Annotated in this window: 23 protein-coding genes; all 23 read left to right on the forward strand. The window is 44.4% G+C overall.

Annotated elements, in window-relative coordinates; all coding sequences use genetic code 11:
* Positions 1 to 167 precede the first annotated feature (167 nt).
* Positions 168 to 1970: a translation elongation factor 4 gene (gene lepA, locus AB5123_RS05535; protein ID WP_022288627.1), complete on the forward strand. Its 1803-nt coding sequence runs from the start codon at positions 168 to 170 to the stop codon at positions 1968 to 1970.
* A gap of 197 nt (positions 1971 to 2167) precedes the next feature.
* Positions 2168 to 2641, forward strand: a complete 474-nt coding sequence (locus AB5123_RS05540; RefSeq protein ID WP_022288626.1) for a hypothetical protein — start codon at positions 2168 to 2170, stop codon at positions 2639 to 2641.
* A complete protein-coding gene (hemW, locus tag AB5123_RS05545) occupies positions 2638 to 3735 on the forward strand; it encodes a radical SAM family heme chaperone HemW (protein WP_337777763.1) in 1098 nt (365 codons plus the stop codon). The genes AB5123_RS05540 and hemW overlap by 4 nt, the downstream gene beginning before the upstream one ends.
* 149 nt (positions 3736 to 3884) lie before the next feature.
* Entirely contained in the window at positions 3885 to 4883 is a 999-nt protein-coding gene (locus AB5123_RS05550) for an efflux RND transporter periplasmic adaptor subunit (protein ID WP_256320942.1), read from the forward strand.
* 133 nt (positions 4884 to 5016) lie between these two features.
* Complete coding sequence (locus tag AB5123_RS05555; protein ID WP_256321386.1) at positions 5017 to 5868, forward strand: hypothetical protein; 852 nt, start codon at positions 5017 to 5019, stop codon at positions 5866 to 5868.
* Between the two features lie 269 nt (positions 5869 to 6137).
* A complete protein-coding gene (locus AB5123_RS05560) occupies positions 6138 to 7112 on the forward strand; it encodes a hypothetical protein (protein ID WP_022288622.1) in 975 nt (324 codons plus the stop codon).
* A 130-nt stretch (positions 7113 to 7242) separates the two neighbouring features.
* On the forward strand, positions 7243 to 7515 hold the full coding sequence (locus AB5123_RS05565) for a hypothetical protein (RefSeq protein ID WP_022288621.1): 273 nt from the start codon (positions 7243 to 7245) through the stop codon (positions 7513 to 7515).
* A gap of 336 nt (positions 7516 to 7851) precedes the next feature.
* Positions 7852 to 8235 (forward strand): hypothetical protein, encoded by a 384-nt coding sequence (locus tag AB5123_RS05570; RefSeq protein WP_117924226.1) that lies wholly within the window; start codon positions 7852 to 7854, stop codon positions 8233 to 8235.
* Complete coding sequence (locus AB5123_RS05575) at positions 8236 to 8964, forward strand: F0F1 ATP synthase subunit A (RefSeq protein ID WP_046439674.1); 729 nt, start codon at positions 8236 to 8238, stop codon at positions 8962 to 8964. It abuts the gene before it with no gap.
* Positions 8965 to 9023: 59 nt separating this feature from the next.
* Positions 9024 to 9278, forward strand: coding sequence for an ATP synthase F0 subunit C (gene atpE / locus AB5123_RS05580; protein WP_022288618.1), 255 nt, complete (start codon positions 9024 to 9026; stop codon positions 9276 to 9278).
* A 55-nt stretch (positions 9279 to 9333) separates the two neighbouring features.
* A complete protein-coding gene (gene atpF, locus AB5123_RS05585; RefSeq protein ID WP_038671185.1) occupies positions 9334 to 9849 on the forward strand; it encodes a F0F1 ATP synthase subunit B in 516 nt (171 codons plus the stop codon).
* On the forward strand, positions 9849 to 10397 hold the full coding sequence (atpH, locus tag AB5123_RS05590; RefSeq protein ID WP_117877640.1) for an ATP synthase F1 subunit delta: 549 nt from the start codon (positions 9849 to 9851) through the stop codon (positions 10395 to 10397). The genes atpF and atpH overlap by 1 nt, the downstream gene beginning before the upstream one ends.
* 20 nt (positions 10398 to 10417) lie before the next feature.
* Positions 10418 to 11932, forward strand: a complete 1515-nt coding sequence (gene atpA, locus AB5123_RS05595; RefSeq protein WP_022288615.1) for a F0F1 ATP synthase subunit alpha — start codon at positions 10418 to 10420, stop codon at positions 11930 to 11932.
* A 13-nt stretch (positions 11933 to 11945) separates the two neighbouring features.
* Positions 11946 to 12809 (forward strand): ATP synthase F1 subunit gamma, encoded by an 864-nt coding sequence (gene atpG, locus AB5123_RS05600; RefSeq protein ID WP_117892207.1) that lies wholly within the window; start codon positions 11946 to 11948, stop codon positions 12807 to 12809.
* A gap of 152 nt (positions 12810 to 12961) precedes the next feature.
* On the forward strand, positions 12962 to 14371 hold the full coding sequence (atpD, locus tag AB5123_RS05605) for a F0F1 ATP synthase subunit beta (RefSeq protein ID WP_038671187.1): 1410 nt from the start codon (positions 12962 to 12964) through the stop codon (positions 14369 to 14371).
* Between the two features lie 115 nt (positions 14372 to 14486).
* On the forward strand, positions 14487 to 14888 hold the full coding sequence (atpC, locus tag AB5123_RS05610) for an ATP synthase F1 subunit epsilon (RefSeq protein ID WP_022288612.1): 402 nt from the start codon (positions 14487 to 14489) through the stop codon (positions 14886 to 14888).
* 156 nt (positions 14889 to 15044) lie between these two features.
* Entirely contained in the window at positions 15045 to 16823 is a 1779-nt protein-coding gene (locus AB5123_RS05615) for a Na/Pi cotransporter family protein (RefSeq protein WP_368364602.1), read from the forward strand.
* 95 nt (positions 16824 to 16918) lie between these two features.
* A complete protein-coding gene (locus tag AB5123_RS05620) occupies positions 16919 to 18373 on the forward strand; it encodes a nicotinate phosphoribosyltransferase (RefSeq protein WP_368364603.1) in 1455 nt (484 codons plus the stop codon).
* A gap of 92 nt (positions 18374 to 18465) precedes the next feature.
* Positions 18466 to 18720: a heavy-metal-associated domain-containing protein gene (locus AB5123_RS05625; protein WP_022288609.1), complete on the forward strand. Its 255-nt coding sequence runs from the start codon at positions 18466 to 18468 to the stop codon at positions 18718 to 18720.
* 271 nt (positions 18721 to 18991) lie between these two features.
* Entirely contained in the window at positions 18992 to 19366 is a 375-nt protein-coding gene (locus AB5123_RS05630; protein WP_022288608.1) for a metal-dependent transcriptional regulator, read from the forward strand.
* Complete coding sequence (locus tag AB5123_RS05635; protein ID WP_195551291.1) at positions 19363 to 20145, forward strand: ZIP family metal transporter; 783 nt, start codon at positions 19363 to 19365, stop codon at positions 20143 to 20145. Before AB5123_RS05630 ends, AB5123_RS05635 begins: the two co-directional genes overlap by 4 nt.
* A gap of 444 nt (positions 20146 to 20589) precedes the next feature.
* Entirely contained in the window at positions 20590 to 23199 is a 2610-nt protein-coding gene (locus AB5123_RS05640; RefSeq protein ID WP_368364604.1) for a X2-like carbohydrate binding domain-containing protein, read from the forward strand.
* Entirely contained in the window at positions 23159 to 24565 is a 1407-nt protein-coding gene (locus AB5123_RS05645) for a hypothetical protein (protein ID WP_368364605.1), read from the forward strand. The genes AB5123_RS05640 and AB5123_RS05645 overlap by 41 nt, the downstream gene beginning before the upstream one ends.
* Positions 24566 to 24567: the final 2 nt, after the last annotated feature.

The raw sequence follows: 24567 nt of genomic DNA on the forward strand, positions 1-24567 counted from the left end.
GATATATTAAAGCCCGTGGGCTTCCATATCGAGGGAATCCACGGGCTTTGTTGCGCTTTTTTTACAGCGCCTTTTTTTCTTTGCGGAGAAATTGACAATGTGGGGCAAGCGTGTTATAATAAAGTATTATGGAAAAGTATACTTGTCTGAGAGAGGAAAATCAGTAAATGAACGAAAATAATATACGAAATTTCTGCATTATAGCTCATATAGACCACGGCAAATCTACTCTTGCCGACAGAATTTTGGAGCTTACCGATACTGTGAAGCTGAGAGATATGGAAGATCAGCTTCTCGATAATATGGATATCGAGCGAGAAAGAGGTATCACTATCAAAGCTCGTGCGGTGCGCCTTAATTATCACGCTGACGACGGGCAGGACTATGTTTTCAACCTTATCGACACCCCAGGTCACGTTGACTTCAACTATGAGGTGTCACGTTCTCTTGCTGCCTGCGAGGGTGCATTGCTTATCGTTGACGCTTCCCAGGGTATAGAAGCGCAGACCCTTGCAAACACTTATCTTGCTATCGAACATGACCTCGAGGTAGTGCCTGTTATAAACAAAATAGACCTGCCGTCCGCTGACCCTGAAAGGGCTTGCACAGAGGTAGAGAACGTTATAGGCATTCCTGCTATGGACGCTCCGAGGATATCAGCTAAAATGGGTACGAACGTCAAAGAGGTGCTTGAACGTGTTGTAAAGGATATACCATGCCCAAAGGGCGACGAGAACGCTCCGCTTAAGGCTCTTATTTTCGACAGCTATTATGACCAGTACAAGGGAGTTATCATATACTGTCGTGTGAAAGAGGGGCATATCAAGGCTGGAGATACCATTAGGCTTATGGCTACGGGGGCTGAATTTCAGACGGTGGAGATAGGCTATATGGGAGCAACTGACCTTGTGCCTGTGGGAGAGCTTCATGCAGGCGAGGTAGGATATATCGCTGCTTCTATCAAGGATATCGGCGACACTCGTGTGGGCGATACTGTGACAAATGCGGCTGAGCCTTGCGCTGAGGCACTCCCTGGATATAAGAAAGTAAACCCTATGGTTTACTGCGGAATCTATCCTGCGGACGGAGCAAAATATCCTGACCTTCGTGACGCTTTGGAAAAGCTTATGCTCAATGACGCTTCACTGTCCTTCGAGCCTGAAACTTCAATTGCATTGGGCTTTGGTTTCAGATGTGGCTTTCTCGGACTTCTGCACATGGAGATAATCCAAGAGCGTTTGGAGAGAGAATATAATCTCGACCTTATCACAACTGCACCGTCGGTTATTTATAAGGTAAATCTGACTAACGGTGAAACTGTGTTTATAGATAACCCGACAAATTATCCTGATGTGGCAAATATTGCTTCGGCAGAGGAACCGATAGTGAACGCACATATTTACACGCCGTCTGAATATGTTGGAAATATAATGGAGCTTTGTCAGGACAGACGTGGCGTATACAAGGATATGAAGTATATAGACGAAACTAGAGTTGACCTGCATTATCAGCTTCCACTCAACGAGATAGTTTATGACTTCTTTGACGCATTGAAATCACGCACAAAGGGCTATGCTTCATTTGACTATGAGATGATGGGCTATGCGAAGTCTAAGCTTGTGAAGCTTGATATACTCCTTAACGGCGAGGTGGTGGACGCACTTTCATTCATCGTACACGAGGATAAGGCTTATTCAAGGGGCAGAAGACTGACGGAGAAGCTTAAAGAGAATATACCAAGACAGCTTTTTGAGATACCTGTGCAGGCGGCTATCGGCGGAAAGATAATAGCCAGAGAAACTATCAAGGCTATGAGAAAAGACGTGCTTGCTAAGTGCTATGGCGGAGATATTACAAGAAAGAAGAAGCTGTTGGAGAAGCAAAAAGAGGGAAAGAAGCGAATGAGACAGCTTGGATCTGTGTCAGTGCCGCAGGAAGCGTTTATGTCGGTGCTGAAACTGGACGAGTAGAGAGTTTCAGTGAGGAGTGAGGAATGGCGGAGCCATACCGAGCAAATCACCAATACAAAGTAGAGAAAACACCGAGCGGAGTAATTTTGCAACGGTAGAATTTTGGCGTAGGGGCTGGCGCCCTCGACAGCCCGTTCGGAGAGTGGATAGGTTTTGGTTTATACAAATATATCAACATTTTTTTGAAAGGAGCAGCTATGCCTGATATACAAAAGTCTATGAAATTGTCGCTGGCTTTCGGGCTGAGCGGTGCGGTGATATTGCCTGTGCTTTATGAGGTGTATGCTAATATCTCTGCGGCGGCTGGGCTTGTGCTTATCGCTGTGTGGGCGGTGTGTGCAGGAGCTAAATTCTCGGCACTCAAATTCAAGGAAGCTTTTATGGGCATGGTATGCACACTTGCTTATGCAGGTATTCTTGGCGTTATCTGCTATATCGTTATCCACCCCAAAGTTTCCGATATGCTAAACAGGCGGTCGGTGTATTTTCAACTCAGTTTGAAACAGCAGGCTTATTTCGTGCTTTATGCAGTGCTTATAAGCCTTTGTATGTTCCTTGTGTGGGGCGGTATATTTGGTGTGAAAAAGGCGATAGAGAGATTTCGGCTCAACCGTGAAAAAACAGGAGAGTATATCGACAAGGCTTTTGATGATGACGAGGATATGCTATGACGGGAATTTATATCCATGTGCCTTTCTGTAAAAGAAAATGCCCTTACTGTGACTTCTATTCCGTTTGCAGGCCTGAGCTTTATGAGGACTACACGCAGGCTGTGTGCCGCAATATTGAGGCTTTCAAGGGTAGGGACATAAAATGCGATACTATCTACTTCGGTGGCGGTACGCCCTCTGTGCTGTCGGCTGAACAGGTTGACAGGATAATAGATACGGCAGGAAAGTGCTTTGATCTTTGCCAGCCTGAAATAACCTTGGAGGCTAATCCCAGCTCTGTGGACAGGGAGAAGATGTCAGTGTGGAGAAAAGCAGGGGTAACAAGGCTTTCTTTTGGCGTTCAATCGGCTAATGACAGGGAGCTTGGCTTCTTGGGCAGGCTTCATGACTTTTCTCAGGCAAAGTCGGCTGTGGAAACGGCGGCTCAGGTGGGATTTAGGCACATCTCCTGCGACATCATGCTCGGGGTAAAGGGTCAGACCCTTGAAAGCCTTTGGGATAGCATAGAGAGCCTTACGGCACTCCCTGTTGATCATATTTCTGCTTATATGCTGAAAATAGAAAAGGGTACGGCTTTTGATTGTGATGAGATGAGAAACGCTGTAGCTGATGACGATATGCTGTGCGATATGTATTTGCAAACTGTGGGACAGCTTGCAAGTAAGGGCTTCTTACAGTATGAGATATCAAATTTTGCCAAAGAGGACGGAAAATCACGGCACAATCTTAAATATTGGCACGGGGAAGAATATATAGGCATTGGCCCGTCGGCACATTCTTTCTTTGATAATGAGAGATATTACTGCAAGAGCGATGTTGAGGAGTTTATTTCTGACAAGATGCAGAGCATGGTGGTGCTTGAGGATGACCCTGACAAGGCAGAGGAGTATGTCATGCTGGGGTTAAGGCTCACGGAGGGCATTGACATAGGTAAAGCTGAGGAGCTTGGTGGTAAAGAGCTTGGGGAGAATATCCGCAAGAAGGCGGCTTTGTTTCAGAAACAGGGGCTTTGCGTGGTCGAAAAGGGTATTTTAAGGCTTACGCCTGCGGGATTTCTGGCTTCAAACTCTATTATCGGTGAACTGCTGTGGTAAACCTGTATAAATATAGGCAGACAGTGTTGTGCAGTTATACAATAGATATACGATATGTAGGGGATAAGCTTGAAAAATGACGGAAAATGTGGTATAATTCACTGCGACGGAGTGTGTCCGCAGTTTTATATTACCGAGAGGGCTTTTTTATGAAAAGTATAAGATTTATTGCTTTGATCTCAGCAGCGGCAATGTGTTTCGGACTTTGCGCCTGCGGAAAGTCGGAGAAAAAAGACGAGATAGCTGTGCCTATTCTTGAAACTAAGGATATAACATATAAGACGGTAAAAGCTGAGATAGGAGATATCTCTCAGGAGTATCATCAGGAGGGCGTTTATGATTACCCTTACAGTGAAACTGTCACCTTCAAGGCAAGCGGTCAGATAAAGTCTATAGATGTGGAGTCGCCTTGTGATGTGAAAAAGGGTGACCTGCTTTGCACACTTTATTCTGACGATGTGGACGAACAGATAGAAGAGGAAGAAATAAGGCTCAATCAGGCGAAGCAGACGGTCGCTACATTGCAGGCGAACGATGCTGACTACAGTGAGATACAGCTTTCTCAGTATGACTTACAGATAGAACAGCTCAAATATGACAGTCTTGTGGCGTCCTTGGAGGATTATAAGGTTTACGCTCCATGTGACGGACAGTTTGATCTTGCAGACAGACAAGGTCAGGAGCTGACAGCGTTCATGCCGGTGAATAAGGGCGAGGTGCTTGGGTATACTTCCGATAAATCACAAAAGGCTCTGTGCGTGTCTGTGTTTGATAACGCGCTCACAAACGTCAATTTTGGCACTGCAGTGCAGATAGTGCAGGGTGCCAATACGATGGGCGGCACTGTGACGGATATAATCTACAATGAGAGCGGAGATTTCTCGGCATATGTTTATGTTATAACCCCTGACGAGGAGAACGATATGCTGGATCTTGGCGGCATAGAGGTTGTCTTTGACGTGTATTCAAGGCTTGATACTGTTATAGTTCCGCAGAAGGCGGTGAAGAAGCTTGATGGACGCAACTATGTGAACCTGCTTGTGGACGGTGTAAAGATAGAGCAGGACGTAGAGCTTGGCATTGAGGACAACGACAACGTTGAGATACTTTCGGGACTCAGCGGCGGTGAGGAGATAATACTCAATTGACGGCATTCAGCCAATTAAATATTATTTGATATGTCTGATTTGTGTTTTAAGAAAAAATAAAGAAATAAAGCACTTGATTTTTTGCGTAATTTCGTGTAAAATAAAAGAACAGAGTGTCTAGGGAGGACTAAAAATGAAGGATTTTTTATCTAACGTATGGGTAAAGCGAGCGGTATCAGTTTTCAATGTCGCTTACTTTGCTGTAATAACTCTGCTCACTTATGCAACGTTCCTGTATGATCTGGAGTTTGCGGCAGGCAGAGAAAAATCGTTTTTCACAGTGTATGTGGTGCTTAACGTAGTTTTTATGGGACTTATGCTCTTTTCAAGACGTGAGCTTGTGACGGAGATACTGAGCATACTCATGCTTCCGGTCGTGTTCTGCATGATACTTTTCAACATGGGCGACTGGATATTGATAGTTCCGCCGTTCATTGTTGCTATCATAATGTTCTTTGCAGCAGGCACGAACGAAACTGTAAAGGTTATAATGGGTACAATATATCTGCTTTTGTATGTTCTTGGAATAGTTGCATACTTTGTGCTTAATATCCTTTTCGGAGGCACGTCTGTTGAAACTGTGCTAAATTCAGATCTTGACACATCGTCAAGTGTTTATGCTCTCTACAGAGATAACTTCAAGAAGCTCACTGAAGTAACTTCAGAATCAAATACCATATCGCCTGACGGCCAGTATCAGATAATACTTTATGATGTAAAGGACAGCGACAAGGGTGCTGTAAAGATATGCGTAGTACCATACAATCAGGATATCGAGCTTAAATTCTTTACTCTTAAGCAGAAAGGTATCAAAAAGACCATTTCCAACAAGGGTATAAGAGGAACAGTTCCTGATGTTGGCTGGGTAAAGGAGGACGGAGTTCTCAAGGTGCAGTACAGACTTTCGGAGGCTGATGACCTGAGAGCCACTTCTGTTACAACAATGCCGGATAAGCAGTATTTCCAGTTCCTTGGTATTCAATAAGTTCGCAGGACCGTCTGAGAAGGCGGTCTTTTTTTGATAAAAATGGCTGTCAATAAGAGCTTATTCATAAAAATCGTGTGGTTATTTTGGTTAAAACGCTTAGCTTGTATTACAAAACAGTTACATTATATGAAAAATTGTATGGTACACTTGACAGATTTGTTAAAAAGGTGTAAAATATTAATAGTGTTTTATAACGTTTCGATACTTGTGTGAACGGCTATGAAAGCGTTTACATACAATAGTATCAAGGGAGGATAAGAATTAAAATGAGATCAAAGAGAATACTTGGCGTGGTATCAGCGATAATGATGCTTGGCGTTTGTGCTGTGCCTGCTTATGCCGACAGTGAGGCTGAAATACCTGAATATAGTGCCGACAAGAGTATCCTTACAACAGATACTTCAGCACCGTCCTTGTCGTTTGATATGAAGGATTGGGAGAGATATATCAAGGTGACTCCTGACGGTGAGAAGATTTCAGTGGGAGCATCCCAAGAAAAGACCTATGCTTATCAGGGTGCAAGCCTTAAGATAACAGCAACACAGCCTAATGACATAAGCGATTATTGTACTTTTGCTTCGCTTATAAGAGATGACGATAAGAATTTGGTTTATCCTGGCTCTGATTCTGAAGATGCGCCTTATATAACGATGGGCGTTGAGATCGACGCCAAGGATTTTGGTATGACTTGTTTTGACGGCTGTATGATTTCTTTTAAGTACAGGATAAATCAGGACGCTCAGGGCAAGCTTATGGGAGATTCTGTGTTTGCTTTTCCTTGTACTGAGGAATACAAAAAGGTGACCAGCAATAGTGTTCAGCTTGAAATAAATACAGATGCAAGCAATAATGTTACTCAGTATGCGACAGCACTTATACCAGTACCTGACAAGTGCGGAGCAACAAAGTTCGTATTTGAGATACCGGTTATAAAGAAAATGGATAAGACAGATGTGCTTTATATTGATAATCTTGTAATAGATACTCCGTTGCAGAAGAACGATGTAGATCTTCAGGTAATGAATCTCGATGGCTACAATAAAAGTGCAAAGGCACAGGAGATCGTGCAGGGCTTAAAGATACAGCCTAAGTCAAACGGACTGAGCAGCACTTCGTCATCTGAGGCTGAATCTTCAAAGGGTATCGGAGTAGTAGGCATTGTAGTTATTGTGGTCGTTGCGGTGGTTATTGTCGGTGCTGTTATTTTCGTTATCAAGAAAAAGAAATCGCGGTTCTATTGATTTTTTGATCTGACAAAGAGATGGGCTTTTAGCTCGTCTCTTTTTTGTTTTTTTATGAATATATCCTCATCTCCGAGAAATAATAGCATTAGCCTAAAATGGCATATCTTATACTGAAAGGAACTTAATTATGAAAAAAATGTTCGCTATGCTAACTTGTCTCGGTCTTTGCGGTGTTATGCTCGCAGGCTGTTCAAGAAATGACGATAACTCAGGTTCGACATCTTCCGGCGTTACTGCGACCACAACTTCTAAAAATGAGGTCACAAGCAGACGTGATGACAGCGACACGCTTGTGAGCCGTGTTGGCGATGGTATCAAGGACACTGTAAGCGGTGGTGCGGATATTATTGATGATACTGTAAGCACTGTAGAAAGCGTTGTTGACGATATCATCAGATAAGCTGCACATATGCTTGCGGACTGCTCAGCCGTGATATTATTTCGGCTTGCGGCAGTCCGTTTTTTATTGTGAAATCGTATGATAAAACTCAAACAATGTCAAAAGTCAATGGTTGACTATTGACAAATTATTAACGCCAAATCATAATTAACTAATTATTTGACTAACTGTGAACGAAGTGTAAAATCCATGTAAAATAAATGTTTAAGTTTGCGGTTTGCTCTTTAAAAATGTGGGGCTGTGTGGTATAATGAAATACATCAGGCAGATATTTTCTGCTATTAAGAAAATGTAAAGATTTATGGTGGATTTCTTTATGAAAATCGGAGAAAATAAGTGAAAAATATAGGCTCTGAGCTTGGCGGCTTGCTGAAAAAAATATGCTTATGGGGCGGTGTTATGGCTGTTGTATGCTGGGCATTTACTTTGCTGTGGGGCTTTGACATCACACAGCTTGCGGGCTTTGCATTGGGCTGGGGCTATATGTGCCTTTGTATGTACTACCTTGGTGTGACCTGCGAAAAGGTTGTGGAGCTTGAGGGCAAAAAGGCTAAGCGGACAATGCTTGGGTGTTACATGACTAGGTATGGAGTGCTTTTTGTTCTTTGTGCGGGGGCTATGCTCACGAAGGCAGTAAGTCCAGTTGGGATACTGCTTCCGCAGTTTTATCCGAGGATAATTCTGTATGTCATACAGATAAGAGAAAGAAGGGATAAATAAATGACGGGTATAGGAAACGGCCCTAAGATAGTGTTTGAAATAGGCAGTCTGAGGATCACCGAAACGGTGGTGATGGGTTGGCTTATTATAGTTGCGGTGCTGATACTGTGCTTGTGGCTCACACACGATTTGAAAAAAGTGCCTGAGAAAAAACGTCAGGTGGTTGCGGAGATGCTTGTGAACTTCGTCAACAACATGGTCAAAGAGAACATGGGCGTTAAGATGATGAAGTATGCCCCTTATATTGCTACGCTGCTTATTTATGCGGTGTTTGGCGCTCTTATCAGTATGATAGGTCTGAGGTCTATGACTGCGGACATCAATGTTACGGCAACGTGGGCTCTTATGACATTCGTGCTTATCACATACAACAAGATAAAAGCGAATGGTTTCAAGGGCTATCTTAAAAGCTTTGCACAGCCTGTGGCTTTTATCCTGCCGCTTAATATCATCAGCGAGGTGGCAACGCCTGCGTCTATGGCGTTCCGTCTGTTCGGCAACGTTGCAGGCGGCATGGTAATAACGGGACTGCTTTATGGTGCGCTCGGCTCACTGTCATCGGCGCTTGGACTGACTTTTGAGGCAGGCTCATGGGCGTTCAGTGTATTTCAGGTAGGTATACCTGCGGTACTCAGCGTGTATTTCGACCTGTTCTCAGGGTGCATACAGGCTTATATCTTCTCAATGCTCACCATGGTAAACGTTGGTGCGGCGGCAGAAACAGAGTAAATTACCGCTTTTGCGGAAAGTATAAAAAAGTAAATAGTAAATAACGGAGGTTTATCATTATGGAAAAGGCTATTCTTCTTGGCTGTTCAGCAATCGGTGCAGGACTTGCAATGATCGCAGGTATCGGACCTGGTATCGGTGAGGGCTACGCAGTAGGAAAGACTATTGAGGCTATCGCAAGACAGCCTGAGGCTAAGGGCGACTGCACAAGAACAATGTTCATAGGCGTTGCTATGGCTGAGTCAACAGGTATCTACGCATTCGTAGTTGCACTTATCCTGCTCTTTGCTAACCCATTTATCGGAAAGCTTTAATAAAAAGCTTCAAACAAGATTTGCTCTGCATTGGTGCGGAGGGGAGGTTGGATAAATGGTATTGGCAGCAGGCGATGTGACAGAGTTTCTGTCAATAGATCTGACAACGATAATTGCGACTTTGCTCAATACGCTCATACTGTTTTTGGTGCTCAAGCATTTTCTGTTCGATAAGGTGAACAAGGTCATCGAGGACAGGAAAAATGATGTTAAGGAAACTTACAGGCAGGCTGACGAGGCAAAAGAAAATGCCGAGAAGCTTGAAGCTGAGTATACAAGCAGATTAGAGGGTGCAAAGGAAGAGTCTGCACAGATTATACAGACGGCAACAAGAAAGGCTCAACAGCGTTCTGACGAGATAATCAGCGAAGCGAGAACTGAGGCAAAGGGTCTTGTGGACAACGCTTCAAGAGAGATCGAAAGAGAAAAGAAGATCGCTGTCAACCAGATCAAGAACGAGATCACCGATATTGCTTTCTCGGCTGCGGCGGCAGTTGTGGAAAAGGATATGACAGGCGAGGACAACGAACGTCTTATCGAGAAGTTCATTGACAATGTGGGTGAGATGTAATGGCAGACAGTATCGGGAATATTTACGGCAATGCACTTTTCGAGGTGTGCTGCGAGGAAAACTGCCTTGATGAAGTCTATGGTGAGCTTGGGAGCATAAGGGATATACTTTTCTCTCAGGGTCAGGAGGAATATGTGGAGCTGCTTGCGTCGCCGCTGGTGACGGAGAACGAAAAAAGGGCGGCGCTGGAAAAGGTGTTTATGGGCAGGATACAGCCTGTTACGCTTAATTTTCTTTGCCTTGTGAGCGAAAAGGGCAGGATAAGGTTTCTGCCTGAGATATGCGCAAAGTTCAAGGAGCTTTATGAAAAGCATAATAATATCATAGAGGTCACTGCGGTGACGGCTATGCCTCTGTCTGAAAGGCTCAGGGACAAGCTTGTGGCTAAGCTGGAGGCTGTTTCGGGGGCAAAGATAGTGCTTGTGGAAAAGGTGGATAAAAGCCTTATGGGCGGTATCGTGCTGAGATATTCAGACACAGAAATAGACGGCAGCGTCAGAACTAAGCTTGATGATATCAAGGCTCAGATCGACGGGGTCATTGCATAGGAAAGGAACGGTATTTTAACATGAAATTACGTCCTGATGAAATAACAGGCTTGATAAAACAGCAGATCAAGGACTACCGCAGCAAGCTTGAGCTTGACGATGTGGGGACGGTCTGCACTGTTGGCGACGGAATTTCAAGAGTTCATGGACTTGACAAGTGTATGTCAGGCGAACTTCTTGAATTTTCTAACGGAACATACGGCATGGCAATGAACTTGGAGCAGGATTTTGTAGGCTGTGTACTTCTCGGCTCTGAGGACGGAATAAAAGAGGGCTCGGGAGTAAAGAGAACAGGCAGGATAGTTTCTGTGCCTGTTGGCGATGCACTGCTTGGCAGAGTCGTGAACGCTCTCGGTGCACCTATCGACGGCAGGGGCGCTGTGCTTACAACAGAAACAAGACCTGTGGAAAGCCCTGCTTTCGGAATAATTACAAGACAATCAGTAAACAGACCATTGCAGACAGGTATCAAGGCTATCGACTCTATGATACCGATAGGCAGGGGTCAGCGTGAGCTTATTATAGGCGACAGACAGACAGGTAAAACTTCTATAGCACTTGATACTATAATAAATCAGAAAGGCAAGGACGTTATCTGTATCTATGTTGCGATAGGTCAGAAGCAGTCTACTGTGGCAAACGTGGTGGATACCCTTTCTAAGCATGGGGCAATGGATTATTCTATAGTTGTATCGGCAACGGCATCTGAAATGGCGCCTTTGCAGTATATTGCACCATATGCAGGAGTTGCAATGGCTGAGTATTTCATGCTTCAGGGCAAGGACGTGCTGTGCGTTTATGACGACCTTTCAAAGCACGCTGTGGCATACAGAACTATGTCACTTCTGCTCCAAAGACCAACAGGACGTGAGGCTTATCCGGGAGATGTTTTCTATCTCCATTCAAGACTTTTGGAGAGAGCCTGCTGTCTTAACAAGGACTACGGCGGAGGCTCTATAACCGCTCTGCCTATTATCGAAACTCAGGCAGGCGATGTTTCGGCTTATATCCCGACAAACGTTATATCTATCACTGACGGACAGATATTCCTTGAATCTGAGCTGTTCTTCTCAGGCGTCAGACCTGCAGTAAACCCTGGTATATCAGTATCCCGTGTAGGCGGTTCGGCACAGATAAAGGCTATGAAAAAGGTTTCAGGCTCGCTGAAACTGCTGTATTCGCAGTACAGAGAGTTGCAGTCGTTCTCGCAGTTCGGCTCTGACCTTGACAAGGACACAAAGGAAAGACTTGCACAGGGCGAACGTATAGTGGAGGTGCTCAAGCAGGGCAAGACCTCACCGCTTGACGTTGAGAAGCAGGTGGTCATAATCTATGCGGTGGTAAACAACTATCTGAAAAATATCAGAGTTGAGGATATCGCTGAATTTGAGAAAGACCTTTTTGTGTATATAGATGAAACTCACCCTGATATTTTCTCTTCAATAAGAGAAACAGGAGAGCTTACAAAAGAGAATGAACAGGCAATAAAGGATGTGCTTGCGGAGTATTCACAGAAGTTTCTTCAAAGCAGATAAGGAGCGCTGAGCGATGGCAACAGCTAATATGAAAGACGTCAAAAGACGTATCAAAAGCGTTGAAAGCACCATGCAGATAACAAAAGCCATGCAGCTTGTGGCGGCTTCTAAGCTCAGACGTGCCAAAGACAAGGCGGTGGCAGTTCAGCCGTTCTTTGAAACGCTTTTTAAGACAATGTGCGATATATCCTGCGACAGAGCTTTCAAGTCGGTGTATACAAAGAAGAAGTTTCTTAATTCCACACTGCTTATAGTGGTGGCAGGCGACAGGGGACTTGCAGGAGGATTTAACTCCAACGTGCTGAAAATGGCTAAGGCAAAGGCTGACGATGTGCTGTCATCAGGCGGTCAGCTTCGTGTTATGGCTGTGGGCAAAAAGGCTGTTGAGTTCTTTGAGAAGCGTGACTATGACCTTGTGTGGAAATATCCGCAGATAGCGGAGAGCATTGACACTGACACTGTTATAGACATTGTGGAAGATATTATCGCAGGCTTCAGAAATGGGGATTATGACAAGGTAGAGCTTGTGTATACCACATTCGTGTCGGCGCTGACACAGGAGCCTTGCAGTTTGCAGATACTTCCCGTGGAGGATCTTGACAAGCTTGGGGGAAGAAAGCACCCGTCAACTATCTATGACCCGTCCCCTGAGGAGGTCTTTGACGGCATGATACCGCAGTATATAGGCGGTATGCTTTATTCTGCGATAGTGGATTCTTACGCTTCTGAGCAGGCGGCAAGACGTACTGCAATGGAGTCTGCAACGGACAACGCAGGAGAAATGATAGACAATCTGTCGCTTCTTTACAACAGAGCAAGACAGGCGCAGATAACTCAGGAGCTTACAGAGATAAGCTCGGCAACTATCGGAAGATAGGAAGAATAATTATGCCCGAATGTGGGCGTTCAAAAGTAAATGTTGTGGATATTGTTGGAGAAGTCTTGCAGGGGCGAACAGCGTTCGTCTGCATTTTGCAGGCTTTTAAACATATCAAGCTATGATATCCCTTTTTGAAAGGTGGTAAATAAATGGAAAGCAAAAACATAGGCAAGGTAGTCCAGATAGTTGGTGCGGTAGTTGATATACGCTTTGAAAAGGACAGCTTGCCTGACCTGCTCAATGCCATTGAGATAGACAACAAGGGCGAAAAGCTCGTTGTTGAGGTGGCTCAGCATATAGGCGACGATATAGTAAGATGTATCGCCATGGGCTCTACAGACGGACTTATGAGAGGTATCGACGCTGTTGATACGGGCAAGGCTATTTCTGTTCCGGTGGGCAAGGAAACTCTTTCGAGAATGTTCAATCTTCTGGGCGAGCCTGTTGACAATCTGCCTGCCCCTGAAACTAAGGAGCGCTGGGAGATACACAGAGAACCGCCGACATACGAAGAGCAGTCTGCTTCAAACGAGATTCTGGAAACCGGTATCAAGGTCATCGACCTTATCGCACCATATCTGAAAGGCGGAAAGATAGGTCTTTTCGGCGGTGCAGGAGTAGGCAAGACGGTGCTTATTCAGGAGCTTATAAATAACGTTGCCAATCAGCATGGTGGTATCTCGGTATTCACAGGCGTTGGAGAGCGTACCCGTGAGGGCAACGACCTTTATTATGAGATGAAAGAGTCGGGAGTTATCGATAAGACTGTGCTTGTGTATGGTCAGATGAACGAGCCGCCCGGAGCGAGAATGAGAGTTGCACTTTCAGGTCTGACAATGGCGGAGTATTTCAGAGATGTTGAGCATCAGGACGTGTTGCTTTTTATCGACAACATATTCAGATTTACTCAGGCAGGTTCTGAGGTGTCGGCACTCCTTGGCAGAATGCCGTCAGCCGTTGGTTATCAGCCTACACTTGCAACTGAAATGGGTCAGTTACAGGAGCGTATCACTTCAACAACAAAAGGCTCTATCACTTCCGTTCAGGCAGTTTATGTGCCTGCGGACGATTTGACAGACCCTGCGCCTGCAACTACGTTTGCTCACCTTGACGCAACAACTGTGCTTTCAAGAAGTATTTCATCACTTGGTATCTATCCTGCCGTTGACCCGTTGGAGTCAAACTCCAGGATACTTTCACCTGAGATAGTGGGCAACGAGCATTATCAGGTGGCAAGACAGGTCCAGTCTATCTTGCAGAGGTATGTGGAGCTTCAGGATATCATCGCTATCATGGGTATGGACGAGCTTTCTGACGAGGATAAGCTCACTGTATCAAGAGCAAGAAAGATACAGCGTTTTCTGTCACAGCCGTTCTCCGTTGCGGAGCAGTTCACAGGTATGAAGGGCAAATATGTGCCTATCAAGGAGACTATCAGAGGCTTCAAGGAGATAATCGAGGGCAAGCATGACGACCTGCCTGAATCTGCTTTTCTGTTTGTGGGAACTATCGACGAGGCTGTTGAAAAGGGCAGACAGATCGCAGAAAGTGAACAGTAGTAACAGAACGTTTAAAGAAAAATACTTGACAAGAGTCGGATTATAGTATATAGTGAATGTATGTGGCAATTTTGTGTCACACACGCTGATTTGTAAAAACTTGTGGAGAAAGATTATGACGCCTTTTGATCTTAAGATAATAACCCCTGAAAAAACTTTTTTTGAGGGAAATACTGAGCAGATCATTGTGAGGACCGTATCAGGTGATATCGGTATACTTGCAGGTCATGCGCCATATGTGGCAAATATCGTTTCTTCTCCTTTCCGTATCAAAATAGAAGGTGAGTTCAGAACAGCCGCTATTTCGGGAGGGCTTATAAAGGTGTCTGCTGACGGTGTGACAGTGGTGACATCTGCTATCGAATGGGCTGATGAGATAGACGTTGCAAGAGCCGAAAAGGCAAAGGCTGCGGCAGAGAACAAGCTCAGAGAAAATGCTAGCCAGAAAGAGTTTGAAAGGGCGGAGCAGAAGCTGCGACGTGCCATGAACAGACTTGTGGTGGCAGGAAAGAAATAATTATCAAAGTCAGAGCCTTGCGGGATATCCGTGTAGGCTTTGGCTTTGTTTTATTTATTAAGTAAAATCGGCGTAAAGGTAAGGTAAGTAATGGGGTGCGCAGGGGCGTGCTCGGACGTTGTGCAGTGGAAAAAACAAGAAAAGGAATGAATTGATTTGAGTATCTTTAACATTATCGGAATGGCGGGCGGACTTGGTCTGTTTTTATATGGAATGACCATATTGAGTTCGGGACTTGAAAAGGCTTCGGGCGGACTTATGGAGAAGGTCCTTGCGAAAATGACGGGAAACGTGTTCTCAGGAATACTTTTCGGTGCGTTGGTGACGGCAGCGGTGCAATCATCGTCTGCAACTACTGTTATCGTGGTGGGACTTGTAAACGCAGGCCTTTTGAAACTAAAGGGCGCAGTTGGAATAATCATGGGTGCGAATATCGGAACGACCATGACAACGCAGATACTGAGGCTCACAAACCTGGAGGGCGACAGCAGCGGCCCTGCTTTATTGCAGCTTTGCAAGCCGTCAAACTTCTCTTCTATACTTATCGTTATCGGTCTTATAATCATAATGGTGGGCAAGAAGAACAAGACAAAGAACGTAGGCGAGATAATGATGGGCATAGGTATCCTCTTTACCGGAATGATACTTATGCAGGAGAAGATCGCTCCGCTGGCAGAGCTTCCGCAGTTCGAGCAGCTTTTTGCAGTGCTTAAAAACCCTGTTCTGGGCGTATTGGTGGGTGCGATATTCACGGCTATCATACAGTCATCGGCCGCTTCTATAGGCATTTTGCAGGCACTTTCAGTGTCAGGCGCTATCACATTCGCTTCTGCATTTCCTATCATAATGGGTACTAACATCGGTACTTGTGCTACACCTCTTATTTCAAGTATAGGTGCTTCAAAGAACGCTAAGAGAGCCGCTATGATACACTTCTATTTCAACCTTATCGGTACTATAATCTTTCTTATCGGCGTTTATATCATTCAGTATACAATAGGATTTCCATTCTGGAATAATAGCTTTACAACGGGAAGCATCGCAAACTTCCATACTATCTTCAATGTTGTGGTAACTATAATCTTTCTGCCGTTCTATACAGTGCTTGAAAAACTTGCCGAATGGACTATCAGAGATAAGAAGAACGCTGAGGACGATGATACTTTTACTAAGGAGGATCTTCTTGACGACAGATTTCTTGTTACTCCAAACGTTGCTATCGCACAGGCTACAGAGGCAGTTGTTCAAATGGGCGTGCTGGCACAGAAGAATTTCATATCGGTAAGAGAGCTTTATGACAAGTATGACCTTAAGTCTATCGACAAGATAAAAGAGCGTGAGGAGCTTATCGACAGGCTGGAGGACAGAGTAGGTTCATATCTTATAAAGCTCAACGACTGCGGTCTGAACGAGGATGAGTCGAGAACTGTTACAGCGCTTTTCCACCTTATCTCGGAGTATGAGAGAATAGGTGACTATACTATAAACATCTATGAAACTGCGGATGTTCTTTATGAAAAGGAGATCGGTTTTTCTGAGCAGGCGAAGCACGAGCTTGACGTTGTGTGCAACGCCATTCAGGAGATAATCGGGCTTGCTATCGAAGCCACAAAGACAGGGGATATGAACGTTCTCAAGGAGATCGAGCCACTTGAAGAAGTAGTAGACAGACTTGTTGAGGAGCTTAAGGCTGTTCATATCGACAGGTCTAAGAATGGTCTTTGCAACATCGAGGTGGGTGTGAACTTCCTTGATATACTCACAAATGTTGAGAGAATATCAGACCACTGCTCAAATATTGCGGTCTATCTTATAGCAAACCAAGAGAAATACAACAGCCTTAAAAAGCATGAATATCTTGATAAGCTTCACAGAAACGGTCCTGACTATTACGAGAAGCTGTTGGCTGAATATTCAGAAAAGTTTGCGCTTTAGTTCAGGTTTTTGCACCTGTGGCGTGATATAATATTGTAAAACAGCAAGGAGGGACATTAGTCCCTCTTGTTATAAGCTGAAAAGGAGAGAGCAAAATGGACAAATTCAATTACACTATGCTGTGCGATTTTTATGAGCTGACAATGGGAAACGGTTATTTTGTAAGCGGTATGCAGGAAAAGATATCTTATTTTGATCTGTTTTTCAGACAGATACCTGACGGTGGCGGATTTGCCATTGCCTGCGGTCTAGAGCAGGTCATAAACTATATCGAAAATCTGCATTTTGACGAAGAGGACATAGAGTTCCTGCGCTCAAAGGGCATTTTTGACGAGGGCTTCCTTAAATATCTTAAGGATTTCCGCTTCACAGGAGATATATTTGCTGTGCCTGAGGGTACGGTGGTGTTTCCAAACGAGCCTATCATCACAGTTAGAGCACCTGCGGTGCAGGCTCAGCTTGTGGAAACTTATCTTCTGCTTTGCATAAATCATCAGACACTTATTGCAACAAAGGCTAACCGTATTGTAAGGGCGGCTCAGGGCAGGGCGGTATCTGAGTTTGGTTCAAGACGTGCTCATGGTGCAGACGCTGCCATACTCGGTGCAAGAGCCGCAGGCATAGGCGGTTGCTCAGGCACAGCCTGCACTATCACTGACCAGCTTTTCGGCTTCAATGCAACAGGCACAATGGCACATTCATGGGTACAGATGTTTGACAGCGAGCTTGAAGCTTTCAAGACTTACTGTAAGTGCTATCCTAATGGCACTGTTCTGCTTGTGGACACTTATAATGTGCTGAAAAGCGGTGTGCCTAACGCAATAAAGGCTTTTGACGAGGTGCTGAAGCCTATGGGCTGCCGACCTGTGGGAATAAGGATAGACTCGGGAGATATAACTTATCTTTCCAAGAAAGCAAGAAAAATGCTTGACGAGGCAGGCTATCCTGATTGCAAAATATGTGCCTCAAACGCCCTTGACGAGTATCTTATAAGAGATATGATATATCAGGGCGCAAAGGTGGATATGTTCGGAGTGGGCGAAAGACTTATCACCGCAAAGAGCGAGCCTGTTTTCGGCGGAGTTTACAAGCTTGCGGCTGTGGAGGACGACGAGGGAAATATCCAGCCTAAGATAAAGATATCAGAGAACGTGGCGAAGATAACCACTCCGCACTTCAAAAAGCTTTACAGAATTTATGATAAGAATAACCACAAGGCTGTGGCTGACCTGCTGTGTGTTCATGACGAGGTGATAGATGAAAGCAGACCCCTTACGCTTTTTGACCCACAGTTTACATGGAAGAAAAAGGTCGTCACAAACTTTGAGGCAAAGCCTATTCAACAGCAGATATTCAAGGACGGCAAGTGCGTATACAAGAAGCCTGCATATGAGGATATCGTAAAGTATGCGGCGGCTGAGATAGACACTCTTTGGGACGAGATCACAAGATTTGAAAATCCGCACACTTATTATGTTGACCTTTCTCAGAAGCTTTGGGAAGTGAAGAATTATCTTCTTGCGGAGAACAACAGACAAACGGCAGATTAAAATTTACATTATTGACTTGAAAAAAGCTATAGGCTGTGTTACAATAAGCGTGGTTAGCAAATTCTAACCTATTAAGCATTGGAGGGTCAGAAATGGAAAAGATAACAGTAAAAATAGACGGAATGATGTGCGGAATGTGTGAATCGCATATGAATGACACTTTCAGGCAGAATTTCAAGGTGAAAAAGGTAAGCTCTTCCCATGCAAAGGGCGAAACTGTGGCTATAGTTGATGAAGATATCCCTGATGAAAAGCTTAAAGAAGCAGTTGAGAAAACAGGCTACACTTTTATTTCCGCTGAAAGAGAGCCTTATGAGAAAAAAGGATTTTTTGCAAGATTCAAGTAAATAGCTATGCACAAAGTCGTGGCAGATGAAAAGGTCTGTCACGGCTTTTTTTTGTTTGCTTGACAAAACATATTTTCTGTGATATAATAAATATCAGTTAGTATACATTAACCGATGTTCTATACATTTGATACTGCACGAGAAAGGTGCGGCTAAGTTTGCAAAAAGCTTTTTGTGAAAAGGCGTTTTGTTTTGATAGGCTTAGCTTCGTGGCGTGCAGTAATTTTATAGATGCAAGTTAGCTATAACTAACAAAGAAAGGGGCATACAAATGGGAAACATTCACACGTCTGGGGAGGACTATCTGGAGACGATACTCGTTTTATGGAACAAGCAAAACGGCGAGGTGAGGAGCATTGATGTTGCAAGGGAACTGAATGTTACAAAACCAAGCGTATCAAACGCCATGAAGATACTTCGTGAGGGAAAGTTTATCACAATGGACGAAAACGGTTTTATCACTCTAACTGACGCCGGCAGATATGTTGCGGAAAAGATCTACGAAAAGCACCTTGTATTGACAGAGTGGCTTGTAAGTCTTGGTGTTGACAGAAAAATATCTGAACATGACGCCTGCAAGATAGAACACGTTTTGTCTGACGAGAGCTTTGCGGCATTGAAGAAGCATATCAGTGAAGAACAATGAGCATGACTATTTTTAAAGGCATTCTGATACCGTTTTTGGGTACATCTCTTGGTGCGGCGTGTGTGCTTTTTATGAAGAAAAATCTGCATTATCTTGTCCAGCGAGCCTTGACAGGCTTTGCGGCAGGAGTAATGGTGGCGGCAGGCGTGTGGAGCTTGCTAATACCCTCTATGGAGCAATCAGCGAAAATGGGTAGACTGAGGTTTGTTCCTGCGGCGGTTGGATTTATGCTTGGAGTGCTTTTTCTGCTTTTTCTCGATAGAGTTATACCACATCTTCACATGAATGCCATTGAACCGGAGGGTGCAAAAAGCAGTTTTCAGCGCACAACGATGCTTGTGCTTGCGGTGACGCTTCACAATATCCCCGAAGGAATGGCTGTTGGCGTTGTATATGCAGGCTGGGCGGCTGACCATCATGCCATAAGCGCCGCTGGTGCGTTGGCATTATCCCTCGGTATTGCAATACAGAACTTTCCAGAGGGTGCGATAATATCCATGCCACTGCGTTCGGAGGGTATGGGAAAGGGAAAAGCCTTTGTTTACGGCGTTTTATCGGGAGTTGTCGAGCCGGTGGGTGCTGTGCTGACCATACTTTTGGCACAGTTTATAATTCCTGTTTTGCCGTATCTTCTAAGCTTTGCGGCAGGTGCTATGATTTATGTTGTGGTGGAGGAGCTTATACCTGAAATGTCGGAAAAGCCACACTCCAATATTGGAACGATAGTTTTTGCGCTGGGCTTTGTGCTTATGATGATACTTGATGTGGCACTTGGATAGGTGTTTTTTATGTTTACATAGGGATCATCTTTATGCATGGTAAGTGTATTGAATATCTTTTTGTATAGCCGGGCATATCATTTTGAAATGATATGCCCGGCTTTGTTTTGAAATGATATGCCCGGCTTTGTTTTGTGTGTAAATTGCATTTGTTAATTTGTTTATCTTAAACGTTTGATGTTAATATGAAATGTAAACGTTTTTTAACTATTATTTTCTTTGGCAATGAAAGACAAAAATAATATAAAATGATGATTACTTATAGCACAATTCACTAAGTTTGTACTTCTTTATTTGTCAAAAACATTGATTTTAAAAAACTTGCTTACTTAATCGTTTTAAGAGATTGACATTAAATTAAGTTTGTGATAAAGTAAAAACGCAATAATTCGGCAAGCTAAATTAATCAAAAATTAGCTAAAGTGATGAAAAAGGAGTATGGTTATGACAGGAGTAATGAGAAGATTTTCTGCGGCTCTGGCGGCTGCTGCAATGGCTGTTAGCATTGTGCCTTTCGCAGATATCAGCGCATATGCGGAGTATGCGGCGACACACCCAGAGGGATTTGTTTATGCTGACGGCTCAAAGTTTATGTGTGACGGAAGCCCTTACTATTATGGCGGCACGAACTGTTATTATCTCACCTATAAGTCAAAGAGTGAGGTAAAGAATGTTTTCGATGACGCTTCAAAAATGGGGCTTAAAGCAATAAGAATTTGGGGAAATCTTGACGTTGGTAAGAAAACAGGCGAGATCGACTCGCAGTCTGGTCATGAGACCTTTGAGGGCAACAATGACGGAACGGGCGAAAAGGACGGAGTTTACTTCCAGTATTGGGACGATGAGGCTGGAAAGCCTGTTGTGAACGAGGGCGAGGACGGTCTGAGACATCTTGATTATATTATCAAGCAGGCTGAAGAACATGATATGAAGCTTGTTATCACTTTCACGAACTATTGGGAAGCGTTCGGTGGAATGGGTCAGTATGTAAAGTGGTATCAGATGTCACAGGGCAAGAGCGTTGGCAATAGCAAAGTGGACGAAAAGGACACCTGTGATTTTTACACTAATGAAACTATCAAGGGTTGGTATAAGGATTATATCAAGACTTTGTTAAATCACACCAACTACTACACAGGCGAGAAGCTTATGGATTCTGAAGCTGTTTTTTCTTGGGAGCTTTCAAACGAGCCGAGATGTACTGTTGACGAGTTCTGCAAGGACGATATTCTTTATAACTGGGCAAAGGAAATGTCAGCATATGTAAAGTCTATCGACCCTTATCACATGGTATCTGTTGGCGACGAGGGCTTTTATAACCTTGGCTATCAGGAAGCTGCAAGGCAAGATCTTCCGTCTTCCGCATATTCAGGCTACTACGGTGTTGACTTTGACAAGCTTATGACTATCGAAACTGTAGACTTTGGCACACCGCATATGTACGTTGATCAGTGGGGCTTTGACCTTGGTGATGATGACCTCGAATGGATAAAGCGCCATGCCCAGACCACATCTTCCGCTGACAAGCCTATTATCTTTGAGGAATTCGGTCTTACAGACAAAACAAAGCGTGACGCCGCTTATTCCGATTGGCTGGATATTGTAACAGGGGACTACTATGAGGGTGTTGAATATCAGGGCTTCAACTACTGGATGATAGCTTCCTATCTTGATGACGGCACTCTTTATCAGGACTATGACGGCTACACCGTTTACGGCCCTGAGGGTATCGAAAAGACGGACAGCACAAGAACTCTTATGATGAACGCTGCTGCAAAAATGGAAAAGAAGAACATTGTAAACACCACTGACAAGTCTACATACAGTTTTGACAGAAGCAAGTCAGGTAACGTTGTGGTGAATGTTTCTATGAAAGAGGGCAGCATAAGCGGTGTTGAGGTCGGCGGAAAGAAACTCTCGTCAGACGATTACACCATAAGGGGCAACGCTGTTACTATCAAGGCTTCTTATCTTAAAAGGCAGGAGCTTGCAAAGTATTCGTGCAGGATACTCACAACAGGCGGCAATCAGCCTAAGTTCAATCTGACGGTGAGCGACAGCTCTATCCCTAAGCCTATTATCTCACCTGAGATAATCTCTGTTGACGTAAACCCTAAGAAGTGCAGTGATGTTGATATCACCATGGATCGCAAGACAAGCGAGTTCAGAGGCATTGTTGCTGATGGAAAAGCACTCGCAGAGGGTACAGATTACACAACTTCGGGCGACACTGTGACCCTTAAAAGTGCATATTTCAAGACGCTTTCAGCAGGCATTGTGACGCTTAAGTTCGATTTCTATGAGGGCGAGGATAGGGAGCTTACAATAAATGTTTCCGACACCACAGGCCTTGATGAGCTTGACACATTTGAGAGCTATTCAAATGATAAGGCACTTTGGTCGTCTTATTCAAGAAACACAGGCGGCAATGAAGTTTCACTTTCTCTTGCTACAAAGAACGGTTCAAAGGCGCTTGCTTTCGGATATGATATCGGCTCGCCAAACGGCTACTGCGGAGTAAACCACCCTATTGCAGTAAGAAATGCTTCATCATTTGCAGGCGTTGAGCTTTGGGTAGAGGGGGACGGCACAGGCAACAGCCTTACTGTTCAGCTTAGAGACGCAAACGACAATTATTTTGAAGCGCAGATAGCACTTGATTTCGCAGGTGGAAAAAATATCAAGATACCATTCGCTGACTTTAAAGCGCCAAGCTGGCAGTCGGGCGGAAATCTTGATACATCAAAACTTAACCAGTTCTCGTTCTATATGGGCGGAGATTCTGCTCAAAAGACAGGTACAGTTTACATAGACGATGTTGTTTTCTATGAGGACGGACAGATCGAGAAGCCACACCTTTCCACAAAGTCAGGCATATTTGACGCTGATGCTCCAAGCGGTGTGAGAACAGACCTTGTGCTTTATGGAAAGAGCGTTGAGTCTATCATAGTAAACGGCAAGAAGCTTACAGGCGGCTTAGATTATTCTACAAGCGGAAAGCGGAAGTCAGATAATGCTCAACGAAAGCTGGCTCAAGACGCTTGCAAATGGTAATTACACACTTACATACACATTCTCAGACGGAAACACAGATACATTTGCACTCACTGTCAAGAATGTTAAGTCATCACACACTCACAGCTACACCGCAAAGGTAACAAAGGAAGCTACTTGCACAACAGAGGGCGAGAGAATTTACACTTGTACTTGCGGAGACAAGTACACTGAAACTATCCCTGCCAAGGGTCACAGCTGGGTAAAGGGCGAGACAGTTGCTCCTACAGAGAACGAAAAGGGCTACACTATCTACACATGCGCTTCCTGCGGCGAGACAAAGAAGGACGATTACACCGACCCTATCGGTCACAGACACAGATATACCCTCACATCAACAAAGGCTGCAACTTGCGAAGCTGACGGCGAAAAGGTATACACTTGCTCATGCGGTGAAAAGTACACTGAAACTATCCCTGCGACAGGTCACAGCGAAAGCGCATGGATAATCGACAAGGCGGCTACTGCGACAGAAAATGGCTCAAAGCACACTGAGTGTACAACCTGCGGCAAGGTGATAAAGACAGAGGTTATCCCTGCAACTGGCGAGGTAAGTGACAAAAAAGAAACTGTTATCTTCACAGGCTCGGCAAAGACATCAGGCTGGGGTCAGGCTATCACACTTTCCACAACTAAGGAGGGCGGCAGCTTTGACAGCTCAGTTATCGAAAAGGACGGATATTTTGAAGTTCAGTTCAAGGGCGGCACAGACAAGGCGGAGGTCATTCTCCAGAGTTGGTCAGGCGGTGCAGACTGGGCGAGAGTTTCACCAACTGAGGTAACAGAAAAGGACGGCATTGCATACGCAAAGTACAGCTACGACGATGTTGCTGCGGCGTTCGGAACAACAGATTTCTCTAAAGTAGACCGCTTCCATGTTGGTGCGGCTAACGGAGATATCGAAGTTCTTAGTGTTAAGTATATTGTCGGAAAGTCAACAGAGCCGGTTGATCCGGTAGATCCTGTTGACCCTGATAAGCCGGAGCAGGATCCATATGTATCTATTTTCTGGGGTGCAAAATCATGTGGCTCATGGGGTCAGGCAGTTTCAGTTATGACTTCAAAAAATTATGGCAGTTTTGATGTTTCGTATCTTTCTGCAAATGGCTATTTCTATGTTGAGTATTCAGGTGCAGAGAACGAGCTTGAGCTTATTCTCCAGAGCTGGTCAGGAGGAGCAAACTGGGCAAGAGTTCAGCCTAGCGAAACAGGCAGAGCGAATGATCATTACTATGCTAAGTTCACATATGCAGACTGTGTAAAGGAGTTTGGTGCAGGTTTTGATAAGCTGGATCAGCTTCATGCTGCGGCAAAAAACGGTGATATCACAGTTTATTCTATTTGCTACTGTACACCTGCTAAGTAATT

Source organism: Ruminococcus sp. RTP21204st1_B2_RTP21204_210225 (assembly GCF_040914135.1).
Classification (GTDB): Bacteria; Bacillota; Clostridia; order Oscillospirales; family Ruminococcaceae; genus Hominimerdicola; species Hominimerdicola aceti.